Annotated in this window: 16 protein-coding genes; all 16 read left to right on the top strand. The window is 36.1% G+C overall.

Annotation, left to right across the window (positions count from 1 at the left end; translation table 11 throughout):
* Window positions 1-10 precede the first annotated feature (10 nt).
* Window positions 11-409, top strand: coding sequence for a DUF192 domain-containing protein (locus U473_RS10900; RefSeq protein ID WP_068726266.1), 399 nt, complete (start codon window positions 11-13; stop codon window positions 407-409).
* 84 nt (window positions 410-493) lie between these two features.
* Window positions 494-2215, top strand: coding sequence for a sensor domain-containing diguanylate cyclase (locus U473_RS10895; protein ID WP_068726264.1), 1722 nt, complete (start codon window positions 494-496; stop codon window positions 2213-2215).
* A 15-nt stretch (window positions 2216-2230) separates the two neighbouring features.
* A complete protein-coding gene (locus U473_RS10890) occupies window positions 2231-3109 on the top strand; it encodes a DegV family protein (RefSeq protein ID WP_068726262.1) in 879 nt (292 codons plus the stop codon).
* A gap of 28 nt (window positions 3110-3137) precedes the next feature.
* Window positions 3138-4895: a DEAD/DEAH box helicase gene (locus U473_RS10885; RefSeq protein ID WP_068726260.1), complete on the top strand. Its 1758-nt coding sequence runs from the start codon at window positions 3138-3140 to the stop codon at window positions 4893-4895.
* A gap of 79 nt (window positions 4896-4974) precedes the next feature.
* Complete coding sequence (locus U473_RS10880) at window positions 4975-5352, top strand: DUF1499 domain-containing protein (protein ID WP_068726258.1); 378 nt, start codon at window positions 4975-4977, stop codon at window positions 5350-5352.
* Window positions 5349-6179, top strand: coding sequence for a ComF family protein (locus U473_RS10875; protein WP_068726256.1), 831 nt, complete (start codon window positions 5349-5351; stop codon window positions 6177-6179). The genes U473_RS10880 and U473_RS10875 overlap by 4 nt, the downstream gene beginning before the upstream one ends.
* Window positions 6180-6273: 94 nt before the next feature.
* A complete protein-coding gene (locus U473_RS10870; RefSeq protein WP_068726254.1) occupies window positions 6274-6678 on the top strand; it encodes a TIGR03826 family flagellar region protein in 405 nt (134 codons plus the stop codon).
* Window positions 6679-6848: 170 nt separating this feature from the next.
* Window positions 6849-7109, top strand: a complete 261-nt coding sequence (flgM, locus tag U473_RS10865; RefSeq protein WP_068726252.1) for a flagellar biosynthesis anti-sigma factor FlgM — start codon at window positions 6849-6851, stop codon at window positions 7107-7109.
* Between the two features lie 196 nt (window positions 7110-7305).
* Window positions 7306-7659 (top strand): flagellar protein FlgN, encoded by a 354-nt coding sequence (locus U473_RS10855; RefSeq protein ID WP_082732501.1) that lies wholly within the window; start codon window positions 7306-7308, stop codon window positions 7657-7659.
* A gap of 12 nt (window positions 7660-7671) precedes the next feature.
* Window positions 7672-9258: a flagellar hook-associated protein FlgK gene (flgK, locus tag U473_RS10850; RefSeq protein WP_068726245.1), complete on the top strand. Its 1587-nt coding sequence runs from the start codon at window positions 7672-7674 to the stop codon at window positions 9256-9258.
* Between the two features lie 16 nt (window positions 9259-9274).
* Window positions 9275-10168: a flagellar hook-associated protein FlgL gene (gene flgL / locus U473_RS10845; RefSeq protein WP_308789514.1), complete on the top strand. Its 894-nt coding sequence runs from the start codon at window positions 9275-9277 to the stop codon at window positions 10166-10168.
* A 20-nt stretch (window positions 10169-10188) separates the two neighbouring features.
* On the top strand, window positions 10189-10755 hold the full coding sequence (locus tag U473_RS10840) for a DUF6470 family protein (protein ID WP_068726243.1): 567 nt from the start codon (window positions 10189-10191) through the stop codon (window positions 10753-10755).
* A 79-nt stretch (window positions 10756-10834) separates the two neighbouring features.
* Window positions 10835-11284 carry a flagellar assembly protein FliW gene (gene fliW, locus U473_RS10835; RefSeq protein ID WP_068726240.1) on the top strand — a complete coding sequence of 150 codons (450 nt, stop codon included), beginning with the start codon at window positions 10835-10837 and terminating at the stop codon, window positions 11282-11284.
* 1 nt (window position 11285) lies between these two features.
* The gene (csrA, locus tag U473_RS10830; protein WP_068726238.1) at window positions 11286-11531 is read left to right on the top strand and encodes a carbon storage regulator CsrA; all 246 of its coding nucleotides are present in this window, start codon (window positions 11286-11288) and stop codon (window positions 11529-11531) included.
* A 185-nt stretch (window positions 11532-11716) separates the two neighbouring features.
* Window positions 11717-12553, top strand: coding sequence for a flagellin Hag (gene hag, locus U473_RS10825; RefSeq protein WP_068726237.1), 837 nt, complete (start codon window positions 11717-11719; stop codon window positions 12551-12553).
* Between the two features lie 545 nt (window positions 12554-13098).
* On the top strand, window positions 13099-14513 hold a 1415-nt coding region (locus U473_RS10820), incomplete at its 3' end, for a tetratricopeptide repeat-containing glycosyltransferase family 2 protein (protein ID WP_068726235.1).

Here is a 14513-nt window from a genome sequence, read left to right as displayed (position 1 = left end):
GATGATGATTGTGAAAAAAATTACAGTCCGAAAAACAGACTCAAACAAAAAAGTTGGTCAGGATATTTTAATGGCCAACTCTTTTTATACCCGTTTCATAGGTCTCATGTTCAAACCAACATTGGATGAAGTTGAAGGGCTATGGTTAACGAAAACCAAGCAAATTCACACCTGTTGGATGAGGTTCCCTATCGATGTGATTTATTTAAAGAAGTTGAGCGGACGTGATAGCTCGCTAACTTTCGAAGAAACATACCAAGTTGTAGCAGTTGAGGAAAAGATGATGCCATGGAGAGTAGGCAAATGGGTATCTCAGGCAACTGATGTGCTTGAATTGAAAGCAGGTATGATAATGTCGAAACATGTCAAAATAGGGGATATTTTAAAATGTATGGAAAAAATTGATTGATTTTTAATGAAAAAGAGTTAGAATTGTCATATAATTAGGTTAAATGCGGACAATAGTCCTAGAAAAGTTAAAGAGTTGATGTGAATGAGTCTAAAGAACCAAAAAATGGCCTTTATGATCTTTTCTCTTTTTTCGATTACCACTTTGCTATGGGTAAGCTATACTCAATGGATCCCAATCCAATTAGAAGATTACAACATGATCTTAGTCTACCTTTTTTTAATGGTATTGATTAATAGTTTGCCACTAAAAATTGGTGGGATCTTTATTTCATTTACCTTTGCTGTTTCAATCGCTGTTTTTTTAGACTATGGCCTAGTGGTCGAGGTTTGGCTTACCCAAGTTGCTTTTTTAGTCACCCTGTTAATTTCTCCAGAAAAAAGAACCATCCCTAGAATTCTACTAAGTAATATGATGTTTATTTGGATCTCTATTCTTTCAGGTTTTAGTTTTTTCCTTTTTGGAGGAGAGATTCAATTTAGTGTTTCCGAGCTATGGATTCAGCTAACCCCTATATTCATTTATAGTGCTAGCTATTTTCTTGCCAATCATTTTATATTATATTTAATTCGTAGGTTCATTTCTCCAAATCGTGTTCCGATGTTTACAGAGGATATGATTTGGGATGCAGCGACACTTTTACTAACTTTGCCTTTAGGCGTTCTGATGTATATGGTTAAGGTAACATATGGACAAAATGGGATGATTTTCGTTGCCTTTCCTATTCTTATTGTTTCGCATTTATTTAAAATCTATAGTGAATTGCGCCATTCCCATCAGCAGTTACAAGCTCTAAATAAAATATCTGCTTCTTTTACTTCGGAATTAAATCTAGATAAGGCAGTCAGTTCGCTCCAAATGGCAATCAGGGAACTGTTTTCTTTTGATTATAGCTATATCTTTTTAACCAATGGAATCAAATTAAATCCAATCTCGATTGAACATAGTGATGGCACTCGAATCGAAGAACCCCGTTATCAGGATTTTTCGATCAAAGTGGGCGAAGGTCTAACAGGACGAGTAGCAAACAATAGAGAAGGAGAAATTGTAGGTAGTCATGCAGAATTTTTTACATTAGAGGTTGAGCCAGACTATATTCAAAATAACCGCTCATTACTTTCTGTGCCAATGGTATGGAATCAGCAGACGATTGGAGTGATTACTTTAGGAAGTGCAAGGGAATATCATTTTTCAAAAAAAGATTTAACCATTGCAAAAATTTTAGCAAGTCAAGCCGCTGTAGCGATCCAAAATGCGAGAAAGTATAAAAAGACAGAAGAGAAAAGTAAATTGGATGAGCTTACAGGGTTATATAATTATCGGGCATTTGACCAATTGCTTCAGGATAAATTACAGGAATCAAAAATGAAAGAAGAAAAGCTAAGTTTATTGATCATTGATCTCGATCATTTTAAACAGGTGAATGACCGTTATGGCCATTTAGCAGGAAATGAAGTTTTAAAAATAATTGCAAATTTACTAAAAGAATATACAAGAAAAGAGGACATTATCGCTCGCTATGGTGGGGAAGAATTTACGGTGATTGCGCCAAATACCGATCATGAAGAGGCAAAAGTGATTGCTGAACGAATTCGTTATGCGATCCAACATCATCCCATTAAGTTGACCAATTCCATTGATAGGCAAGCTGAAATTATCATTCAAGTTACAGCAAGTATTGGGATTGCTTCTTATCCTGATATGGCTAGCTCTGTGAACGACTTAATTCGCCATGCGGATCGAGCGATGTATTTTGGCTCTAAACAAGCAGGGAGAAACCGGGTTTCTGTCTATGAAACAGGTTAAAAAATAGGAGGATTTATGGCAAAAATAGCAGTGGTTACTGATAGTACAGCTTATTTAACAAAGGATATCATTGAGAAGTATCATATTCATGTTGTTCCATTAGCAGTTAACTTTGGTACTAGGTCCTATAGAGAAGGGTTGGATCTGTCGACTGAAGATTTTTATGACATGTTAAAAGTGGAACAAGAATTGCCTACGACTTCTCAGCCAGCCATTGGTGATTTTGTGAAGCTATATGAAGAATTAGCTAAGGAATATGATGAAGCAATTGCTATTCATTTATCCAGTGGAATAAGTGGAACGATGAATACCTCGCTTGCTGCAGCAAATATGGTAGAGGGGATTCATGTAGAAGTGATTGATTCGGAAATCGCTTGTTATGCCCAAGGTTTTATGGTGATTGAAGCAGCACAAATGGTTACAGAAGGTAAAAAGCTAGAAGAGATCAAGTCAAGAATTGAATGGGTTGTGAAAAATATCAAGGCTTATTTTGTCGTTGACGATTTATCCCACTTGCACCGTGGTGGCCGATTAAATGCGGCGCAAATGATTGTAGGTAGTATACTAAAAATAAAGCCAATCATCTATTTTCAGGATAAAAAATTAGAGCCTTTTGAAAAGGTTCGCACCAAGAAAAAGGCGTTTGAACGTATTTTACAACTACTTGATGGAGATCTCAAAAATGGTGGAAAATTTAAGGTTTCAGTGATTCAAGGAAATGTGATCGAAGAAGCTGAAGAGCTTTTAAACAAGATTAAAGAAACCTACCCCAATGTAGAGGTAAATATATCTGACTTTGGCCCAGTAATTGGGGTACATACAGGGCCAGGTACAATTGGTATCACATGGTATAGGGTAGCAAATGATACAGGATCCTTTTCAGGGAAAATTTGATCAAACGTTGTAGGAGAGCACGCAAATCATGAAATTTCAAGTATATGGTGTTCAATTAGGCCAAAAAATGAGTTGGAACATCACTTTAAATCTTGATATTGATTTAATGTACTGGTATGAACAGGGAATAAAGGAATTAGTCGTGATTGGCTCATTGATGTCAATCGGCCATGCGATGGCTTATCGAGATTCCCTAGACAAAGGTAAGGAAAGTAGGCTAGTAGAAAGGAGTCTACTTTTTTGGAAAAGCAGAGAAAGTGGGGTAAAGTATACGTTCGCAAGGAATGATGTTTTCTCTATAAGAGTAACCTATCAGGGATTTAATCATATTCTTTTAAAGTATGAGGAATGGAAGCAAGAAATAATACCCTTTGTGGAAGGAAAACAGTTGTTACTTGAAGAAATAATAACCTTACTTAAAAAACATCACACGAGTCCTCATTTAACTTCTACAATCGAACTATCCAACTACCTTCAAGTAGGCTATCTTTTAAATGAAATCAATATCTCCTCAGGTGTTTCAGCTCCACAATCTAATCACACAATCTTAACTCCACTACTAGTTTGCCATCGCTGTGGTTCAACGGAGAAGGTGATGATACAACCTTGTGCCAGTTGTGGAGAACACTGTGCTACTTGCGAATCTTGTATAACGATGGGTAGAAGTAAAACCTGTACCCCACTCATTCACTTCTCAGCTTCTGAACTGGCTATACAAGATCATTCTCTTGATTTACCCTCGTTTACACTTCAACTGTCACCACACCAAGAACATATTGCTAACCATGCTGTATGGTTTGCAAACAGTAAAGAGTTTAAAGAGTTGTTAATCTGGGCTGTAACTGGAGCAGGAAAAACAGAAATGATTTTTCCTGTCGTTTACAATGCTTTAAAACGAGGCAATCGGATTTTGCTAGCCTCGCCACGAAAGGATGTAATCAAGGAGTTATCCCCTCGCTTTAGAAGTGCTTTTCCCGGTGTTGCTATTGTCAGTTTGTATGGGGGAAGCGAAGAAAAGTGGAATCGTGGGCAACTCTATTTGGCAACAACCCATCAAACGATGAGGTTTGTTCAGTTTTTTGATCTTGTGATTGTTGATGAGATGGATGCTTTTCCCTATCACAATGATACAATGCTAGAATTTGTGGTAAAACGAGCGTTGAAAGAAGAGGGGAAAATGATTTTTATGACAGCTACTCCCTCAAATAAATGGTTAGATCGAGTACAGCGAAAAGAAATTGATTCGGTTATCCTACCCATTCGTTACCATCATCATCCTCTACCAGTTCCGCAGATTGAAAGAATTCCTAAAAAAGAAAAGGTAATATTTCAAGCCAATCCAGATGAGCTGATTAGAAGATTTATCGATGAGGTAAAGGTACAAAAAGGACAAGCCTTTATCTTTATCGCAAATGTACGAGATATTCCCATTTGGACGAAAAAGCTTAAACAATGGTTTCCAGATGAAACGATTGCAGGTGTTTATGCTAGTGACCGTGGTAGAGATGAAAAGGTAGAGGCCTTTCGAAACGGGGAGATTCAATTTCTAGTTACCACCACGATTATGGAACGTGGAGTAACTATACCCAATGTTCATGTATTGGTGATCGGAGCAGAGTCTACTATCTTTGATGAAGCCACCTTAGTTCAGATTGCGGGAAGAGTAGGTAGATCTGCCAATTACCCAACAGGGATCGTTTGGTTTTTGGCAGAATATAAAACCAATGCAATGCTCAAAGCCAAAAAACAGATCGAAAGGATGAATCGATTGGCCAAAGGGATTTGAAACATTTTCCTTGTTCCAGTATGATAGGGATAATAATTAGAATTAAAATAACGAAGGAATGAGAAGGAGTTTTGAATCAATGTCAATTTTACGTATTATCACTGGATTATGGAAAAATCAAGAGGAAACAAGTGAAAGGGCAAAATCCCCTCAACTCAAAACCCGTTATTATAAAGAACGTTTTGATAAGGTGATGGAAGCCGTCACCAGAGTGGTCAATAGTAAACCAGATTGGAAGGTTTTCCACATCGATAAAGAACGTGGAGAAATTATGGTAGAAACGAAAAACCTTTTATGGAAAAGCGATCTGATTATCTCTGTTTTTAAAATATCGCCAACACGTTCAGCAATTGATGTCCTATCTGCTAAAAGAGGGACTTTTGGTGATCTTGGGACAAGCTATTTTAATATTTTAGCGTTTTATAAAGCGTTACATAAGGAGATTAAACCTGAATGATCCGATTTTTCGGACGTGATGTCATAGGGGATCATCGAACAAATCTATTAAAATCCTATCTCAATGCTATATTCTATCCAGAGCATCGTTGTTTGTTATGCGAAAAGCCAATTCAGTCCCATTCTCATGATGTATTACAGAAGATGTTACATCTCCCACACCTATGTATGACATGTAAAAATGAACTAGAAGTGATCCCTTTAAACCACTGTTACCAATGTCATAAGCCGATAGATCCCCAAATCCCTGTTGATAAAGAAGAACCTTTACCCATACAAGAGGGAACATTGCTTTGCCACGATTGCATAGATGCTAATCATGCACTTTCCTTTAATCGAAGTGCAGTATTATATAATGATTTTATGAAAGAGAACATTGCCTTGTACAAATATAGAGGGAAAGAGAGCTTATCTCAAATTTTTAGCTACTTACTGAAAATTGCCTACGATTACTACTATAAAGATGTTGACATCGACTTCATTACGTTTGTACCCTTACATTCCAGCCGATTAAAGGAAAGAGGTTTTAACCAAGCAGAACAATTAGCCAGTCAACTTTCCTTTTTTACGGGGAAACCAGTCTATTCCTTATTACAGCGTATCAAAGAGACAGAAAAACAAAGTAAGCATGGAAAAAGGGAAAGGTTAAAACAAATAGAAGGTGCCTTTATTATGGAACCTTTAGTAGAAGTCAATTTGCAAGATAAAAACGTTTTGTTGATTGATGATATCTATACCACAGGAGCCACCTTAGAAGAATGTGCCCAGACATTAAAGGGAGCTGGAGTAAATCAGGTATATAGTTTAACTTTAACCCGTGCAGTATGATAGACATTCCTTGAAAGATTAAATTTCTCATGACAAAATTGAAACTTTTGGATAAACTAAGAGTAAGAAAAAAGGAGAATTAGGGGGAAGACCGATGGTTGGGAAGCTTTCGAATTGTCCGCGATGTGGAAAGCTTTATGTGGCAGGGGTAAAAGAAGTTTGCCCTGCTTGTGAGAAAGAGATTGATCAAGAATATCAACGTTGTGCTGACTATTTACGTGAACATAAAGGGGCAAACATTTATGAGTTAAGCGAGGCCACTGAAGTCACTATTAAACAAATCACCAAATTTATCCGAGAAGGACGTATTTCGATCGCTGATGCGCCAAATATGGGATATCCTTGTGAGTCCTGTGGTACGATCATTCAAGAAGGTAGATTATGTAATCAATGTCGCGGTAGACTAGAACATGGGATTAAACATGTTTTAGAACAAGAAGCAGAAGAAAAGAACAAAGATAAAGGATTAGGATATTATAATAAAGGAAAATTAAAATAGTGATAAACAGGATAATCATAGTTTATATAGAAAACACCAGAATAAATGAGAAATCCGAAGGAAATCAAATCAATTTCGTTAAATTTCAACTTTAATAAATAAAGGAATCCTGCCGATAATGAAGGTAAACCTTCATTATCGGCATTTAGTATGTTAGGGGTGAAAAAACAATGAAAATAAACGATATCAATCGAATCCAAGGCATCAATCGCTATCAACAACAAATCAACCAAAAGGAACGGCAATTAAAAAAGACAGAATCAAAAAAAGATGAAATTAACATTTCGGACGAAGCAAAAGCTTTATTAGAACAAACCAAAGATGTAGGTCGTGAAGAAAAGATAAACCAAATTAAAGACCAAATTAAAAATGGAACCTATCAAGTGGATTCAGGAAAAGTAGCAGAAAAAATCCTAAAGTGGTTTAAATAGAGAGTGGTTTAAAAAAGCAATTGAAGCGAGGGGTAATCATGGCTCCATTTCAAAATCTCATGAAAGTATTCAGTGAGATCTATCAATCTCATATGGAAATGGTAGAGATGGCAAAACGCAAAAAACAAGTGCTGATTGACGGAGATATTGATGAATTGGCCAAAATCACTCAACTTGAAGCGCGTTGGATAAAAAAATGGGGAAATTGGAAGAGGAACGAGAGGCAATCGTTGGCCAATTTTTTGAGGACAGAGGATTTGTCTTACAGGAATTCTCCATGTCTGATTTATTAAAGCTATTAACTTCTTCGCAGGAAAAGGCACAATTACAAGAAATCCATCAAAAGTTATCTGATGCCATTGATGAAGTGAAAAGATATAACGAATTAAATACGCAATTGATTTATCAATCTTTAGATTACGTTTCTCATACGTTAGAAATGCTTACAGAACAACCTAAACAAGCTTTTACCTACTCGAAACCAACAACCAAACCAACAATTAACCAAATGACAATGCCAAATCGAGGAATTTTTGATCAAAAAGCATAAAGGAGTGGAAGTATGCGTTCCACATTTCATGGATTAGAAACAGCGAAACGAGGATTGTTTGCTCAACAAACGGCAATCCAAACAACCGGACATAATATTGCAAATGCCAATACCAAAGGATACACAAGGCAGATGGTCGATTTTGTAGCCTCTAAGCCTATTGAAGCACCAGGACTTTCCCATAGCACTGCCCCTGGACAATTAGGAACTGGGGTCGATTTTTCAAATATTCGCCGTATTCGGGAGAGTTTCCTTGATGAACAATTTCGTAACCAAAACAAAGACTATGGCGATTGGACAATTCGTCAGGATACATTAGAAAAATTAGAAGCGATTGTCAATGAGCCCTCAGATTATGGGATTCGCTCGGTTGTAGATGATTTTTGGAATGCGTGGCAGGATTTAGCGGGCCAACCCGATAACCTTACAGCTCGTTCAGTTGTTATGGAACGGGCAGGCGCGATGGCAGATGCATTTAACGATGTAGCCAGTAAATTGCAAAATTTAAAAAACGATTTAACGGAAAGTATCAATATCAAAGTAACAGAAGTCAATACCTTAACCAAACAAATTGCGAACTTGAATAAAGAAATTTTTAGAGTAGAAGGTTTAGGAGATCATGCCAATGATTTGCGGGACCAACGAGATCTTCTCACAGACCAATTGTCCAAGTTAGTCAATATTGATGTGATCAATGCGCCAAATGGGTACACCATCAAAATGGGAAATACCGAATTAGTGAACGGTATCAATGTACCTACCGTGTTAGATGCAAATGCATTACCAGCAGACCTAACCAGTGGGGAAATACATGGATATCTCTTGTCACGAGATCAGTATGTGCAAGATTTCCAAGCACAAATGGATGCGATGGTCAAGGGACTCGTCGAAGGAGAATTTGAATTAACCATACCTACTGGGACAATTTTACCTGATGGGACAACTTTAACAAAAACGGATGGAACAACCGTTACCTATACAGGGGATGCGAATCAACGTACAGTAACAAGTGATATAACTGTAATAATAAAGGGGATAAATGGGTTACACCAATTAGGCTATACCCTTCAAGATCCACTACAAGCAGGTGGCCTATTCTTTACAACCAAAGATGGCAGTGGAAGTTTTACTGCGAATAACATTCAAGTTAATCAGGATATTACAGCAGATGTGAGAAATATAGCTGCCTCCACGAGGACCTATACTTATAATGATGGCACCAATCCCCCTGTAGAAAAAGTAGTGAAAGGGAACAATCAACTTGCCTTATGGATTGGTCAGATGCGAAATGTTTCTATTACCTTTGATAACACCAATAACGCAGTAAGTGGAGAAGGCACCTTTGATGAGTATTTTCGCTCAATGGTTGGCCAGTTAGGAGTAAAAGCACAGGAAGCAACTAGACAAGCAGAGAATCAAAAAGTATTGGTTGAACAGGTAGATAGTCGTAGAGAATCAGTGAGTGGTGTTTCTTTAGACGAGGAAATGGCAAATCTGATTAAGTTCCAACATGCCTATAATGCTTCAGCAAGGATGATTACAACGATTGATGAAATGTTAGATAAAATCATAAACGGTATGGGTATCGTAGGTCGTTAATAGAAAGTAGGGATCGATGGTGAGAGTAACGCAGGGAATGTTAAATTCACAAATGCTTCGTAACCTGAATAATAATTTAACCCGTTTAGAAAAGCTGCAAAACCAAATGTCTACTGGAAAAGTGATTAATAAACCCTCAGATGATCCAGTAGGATTAGGTTTTGCTTTACGCTACCGCAGCGAATTAGCTTCTAACGAGCAATACCAGCGTAATGTGGATTCAGCCATTTCTTGGCTTGAATATGGCGATAAAATGATCAATGAGGCCAATGATGTTCTACAACGGGCTAGGGAATTAGCGGTACAAGGTGCAAATGGTGCAACTCCTGTTCAGGCGATGCAAGCATTAGGTCAAGAAGTCAATCAATTATATGAGCAACTAGTTCAGATTGGAAATAGCCAGTTTAATGGAAAATACGTATTTAATGGACAAATGACTGATGTGAAACCATATGCGGTTGGAACGGCAGAAACGGTAACCCCTGATGCTGGTGTCATTCAATTTGAAGTTGGAATAGGAACGATTATTCCAGTCAATATTTCTGGTGCAGATCTATTTGGGGACCAAAATGATCCTACCAATGCGTTTAAAGTATTAGCTGATTTAAGAGATGCCTTAAATAATAATGATCAGCAAGGTGTTAGTCAATCATTAGGACAATTAGATTCCAGATTAGATCTGATCATGGAGAAATGGGCAGAAATTGGCGCCCGTTCCAATCGGATAGATCTAATGAAAAACCGTTTAGAAAATACGAATATCAATTTACAAGAATTATTGTCTAAAACTGAAGATGCGGACATGGCTGAACTGCTCATTAATATGAAAACAGAAGAAAACATTTACCAGGCCTCCTTATCTACAGGTGCTAGAATTATTCGGCCTAGTTTAATTGATTTTCTAAGATAATATAAAATGGTGAATTAGAGATGAAAATTCCTCAAATTCAAATTCGCCAAACCTATGCAAAGATCGGTATGGACTTGAAAAGAGCAACCTTGCAAATCGAACAACCAAAAGCAGAGGTTTCGATCCAACAAGAGCCAGCCAAAATGGAGGTTCAACATACCTATCCACAGGTCCAAATTGATCAAACAAAAGCTTGGAGTGCATTGGGAAAAAGGCCACCATTAGAGTTGCAAAAGGTCATTTATCATGAAACAAAGCGAATTGTGTTAGATACAATTGCCAAAATTACCGAAAAAGGAGACCGACTCGCAGCGATTCATATCAAAGAAGATCCTATTCCTGAGATGGCAAAGGAAAACTCGATTCAATTCTACGAGTTTTATTATGAGGGAGAACCTTCATACGATAATGTGGATATTCGCGTCATACCAGGTAGACTAGATATTGAGTGGTATAGAGGAAAGGTAGATATAGAAGTAAAACCTAACAAACCGGTTATAGACTATATTCCAGGGAAACTAAACATTTATATGCTACAAAGAAACTCAATTGAGATTTTACCACCAAAAATTGATCAAAGAATTTAACATTGAAAGGATTTATATTGGTAAGTAACGAAATGCTATAGTAGGTTCTATAGCATTTTTTGATTAAGGAGGCGTTTGTATGGCAAAAATCGAAACGACCCGTTTTGGTGTATTGGAATATAAAGAAGAGGATGTCATTCATTTTGAAAAAGGAATTCCTGGCTTTGAAGAGGAGAAACAGTTTATCCTGTTTCAACCCGATCAGGAGAACCCATTAGCCTTTTTACAATCAATTTATACTGTAAATCTAGCATTTGTCATTGCCAATCCATTTTCATTTTATCCCAATTATGAATTTGAATTGGATGAACAGAGTATAGCAGAATTAGAGATTAAAGATGTTAATGAAGTGGCGGTTTGGGGAATTTTATCTATACCCGAGAATTTTAAAAAGGCGACGATGAATTTAAAGGCTCCCATTATTATCAATATAAAAAATAAAAAGGCCAAACAAATCATTCTTCACGAAACCGATTATTTAACCAAAACACCATTATTCCCTCAACAAGTAAAAGAGGGGGTTAAATAGAATGTTAGTCTTAACTAGAAAAAAAGGCGAATCGATCATGCTAGGGCATGATATTGAAATTACAGTGGTTGCCATTGAAGGTGAGCAAATTAAACTAGGAATTAATGCCCCCAAACATATTGATATTCACCGGAAAGAAATCTATATAGCGATACAAGAAGAAAATAAACTAGCAGCAAAACAAAATCTATCGATTGATCTACTAAATGCATTTGCTGAACTTGAAAATAAAAATAAGATGAATTAGAGAGATAATAAGAGAAAAATTTAGAAAATTAGCGAAAATAACTTATATTCAGCTTAAAACAGGAGGAAAAACCTCTCTATTTTTATTCGATACAAATAATAGAGTAAGTGATTCATAGCGGCCGAATGAACGCTTACAATATCACAAGGATGTGGAAAAACAACTTTTCAAGGAGGAAAATAAATATGAGAATTAATCACAACATTTCTGCATTAAATACTTATCGTCAATTAAGCTTCAATAATACTCAATCTGCTAAATCTATGGAAAAGCTTTCTTCAGGATATCGTATTAATCGTGCTGGAGACGATGCAGCAGGTTTATCGATTTCTGAAAAGATGCGTGGACAGATTCGTGGCTTAGAGCAAGCTGAACGAAATGCTCAAGATGGTATTTCTTTAATTCAAACAGCTGAAGGTGCATTAAACGAAACCCATAGTATTCTTCAAAGAATGAGAGAATTAGTTATTCAAGCAAATAACGGAACAAATGCTAGTGAAGATCTAAGTGCTATACAGGATGAAATTGATGCATTAGCAACAGAAATAACTGGTATTTCCGATAGAACCCAATTTAACGGCAAGAATTTATTAAACGGGGAGTTCGCAACAACTGGTATTACTTTCCAAATTGGTGCTAATGCTAATCAGGATGTTACTTTGACCATTCAAGATATGGGAGCAGATGCATTAGGTTCAACTGTGACGATAGACAGTATTGATGTAACAGCTTTCGGAACAACTCCTTTTGCAAGTCAATTAGCTGGAATTGATGAGGCAATTACACAGGTTTCTCAAGAAAGATCTGGATTAGGAGCTGTGCAAAATCGTCTAGAGCACACCATCAACAACTTAGGAACTGCTTCTGAGAACTTAACTGCATCTGAATCTCGAATACGTGACGTTGATATGGCTAAAGAGATGATGGAGTTTACAAAGAACAACATTTTGCAACAAGCAGCACAAGCTATGTTAGCTCAATCCAATAGTCAACCCCAAGGAGTGTTACAACTTCTACGGTAACTATTGAAGGGCGTCTTAAGGAGTAATTCTTAAGAGAATGACTGGGTGAATTGCTGGAACTTCCTAAAGCCTTATTAGCCACAACGAAACTGGAAACGGTATACGCGAGGGTTTAAAAATAATAAGGATGGAACAATGGATAATCAGCAGCCAAGCTCCTGGCTCGAAAGAGTGGAGAAGGTTCAACGACTAAGGAATACCACCTAAAGCAAAAGTCATGGTGATGAATCCTGTAGGAATGATAAGAAATGTGGAAGCTTATCAGACCGAAGTGCCCAGCCCCTAATTGATCTTTAGGGTGAAGATATAGTCTATTCTGTAACCGAAAGGTACAGCGGCGAAGCAAGCCAACCAACAACCACAAGGAGTACTTCAGTTACTTCGATAATAAAAACAAACACCTTGAATCTCCTAAACGAGATCAAGGTGTTTTTTCTTTGCTCATTATTCCTATTTAATTTAAACTTAGGTATAAATACTTTAATGTCTTTTACCGATATAAAGTATAGAGAGAAAATTCAATTTACTAACTTGGTGGTGAATTTATGAAACCATTTACAATTTCTTTGTGTATGATTGTAAAAGATGAAGAAAAATACCTTGAGAAATGTTTAAATAGTGTACATCATATGGTAGATGAAATCATTATTGTTGATACGGGTTCATCTGATTCTACTTTAGATATTGCGGAAAGATATAAGGCAAAAATATTCCATTTTAATTGGATTGATGATTTTTCAGTCGCGAGAAATTATTCTATAGCTCAAGCAACTTCTGATTATATATTGATAATGGATGCAGATGAGTATTTAGAAAAGGACGTTAATATTTTTGATGATTTAAAATCTAGTAAGGATTTTTATATTAATAGAATAAAAAACTATACAGAAAACGGGGTTCCATCCTATCATGAAGCAATTAGATTATTTAAAAATAATATTGGGCTTTCCTATTATGGGAGAATACATGAACATTTGGATCTAGAAGGGAAAAATTACAGTCATGCATTTTCAAATATTTTAATAAACCATATTGGATACAAGAATGAAGTATTAACGGAAAAGAATAAAACTCAACGAAATATTGAACTATTATTAAATGAAGTTGCTGAAAATCCAAGTGGATACAGCTATTTTAACTTAGCAAAACAATATATGTTTATGGGAGAACTAGACAAAGCTCTCCATTATTTTAAAGAGTCTTATTATTTAAGTAAAAATCAATATTATCTTAGTGATCTGTTGTACCATATGGTTGAAACATTATATAAGTTAAAAAGATATGAAGATGGAATTAAAGTTGTAACTGAAGCAATAGGACTTTTTCCATTAAAAACCGATTTATTTTTTATTAAAGCAAAAATATTTGAAGAACTAGGATTCTTGGAAGAAGCTGAATCATTATTTAAGAAATGCCTAAGTTTAGGAGAGGTAGAACACACTTCTACAAGGGAAGGTGTTGGTAGCTATTTAGCCCATTATTATCTTTCAGAAGTTTATCAGAAACAAGGGAAGAAACTGGAGGCTGTAGAGGCGTTATTTTTTGCATTGCGGGAAAAGAAAAATTTTCCAGCTGCATTATATTCATATATAGAGTTGTTAACAACTGTTAATATACCCTCTGAAGAAATAAAGAGATATCTTTCTGCAATATATCCAATAACCAATCAAGAAGAATATAGTTTACTTATTAAAATATTGTATCAGTTACGTCATCCTTTACTTATAGAATATCTTGAAATGTATCATAACAGTAATGATCAATTTCTTTTAGCAATTGCAAAACAAATGAACAAACAGTATAGAGAAGCGTATCAAATATGGAATCAGTTGGAAGCTATTAAATCAGAACAAATAGATGATGTTATCATGCTCTCTCTTTTACTAGAGGATGTAACCTTACTTAATAAATTTAGAAGTTCAATCAATGTAAGTGATAAAGAAAGGAAGATATTAGTTAT

Origin of the sequence: Tepidibacillus decaturensis (assembly GCF_001561915.1) — a bacterium.
Classification (GTDB): Bacteria; Bacillota; Bacilli; order Tepidibacillales; family Tepidibacillaceae; genus Tepidibacillus_B; species Tepidibacillus_B infernus.
The sequence above is the reverse complement of the archived record's forward strand: the minus strand, read 5'-3'. Positions and strand labels throughout refer to the sequence as shown.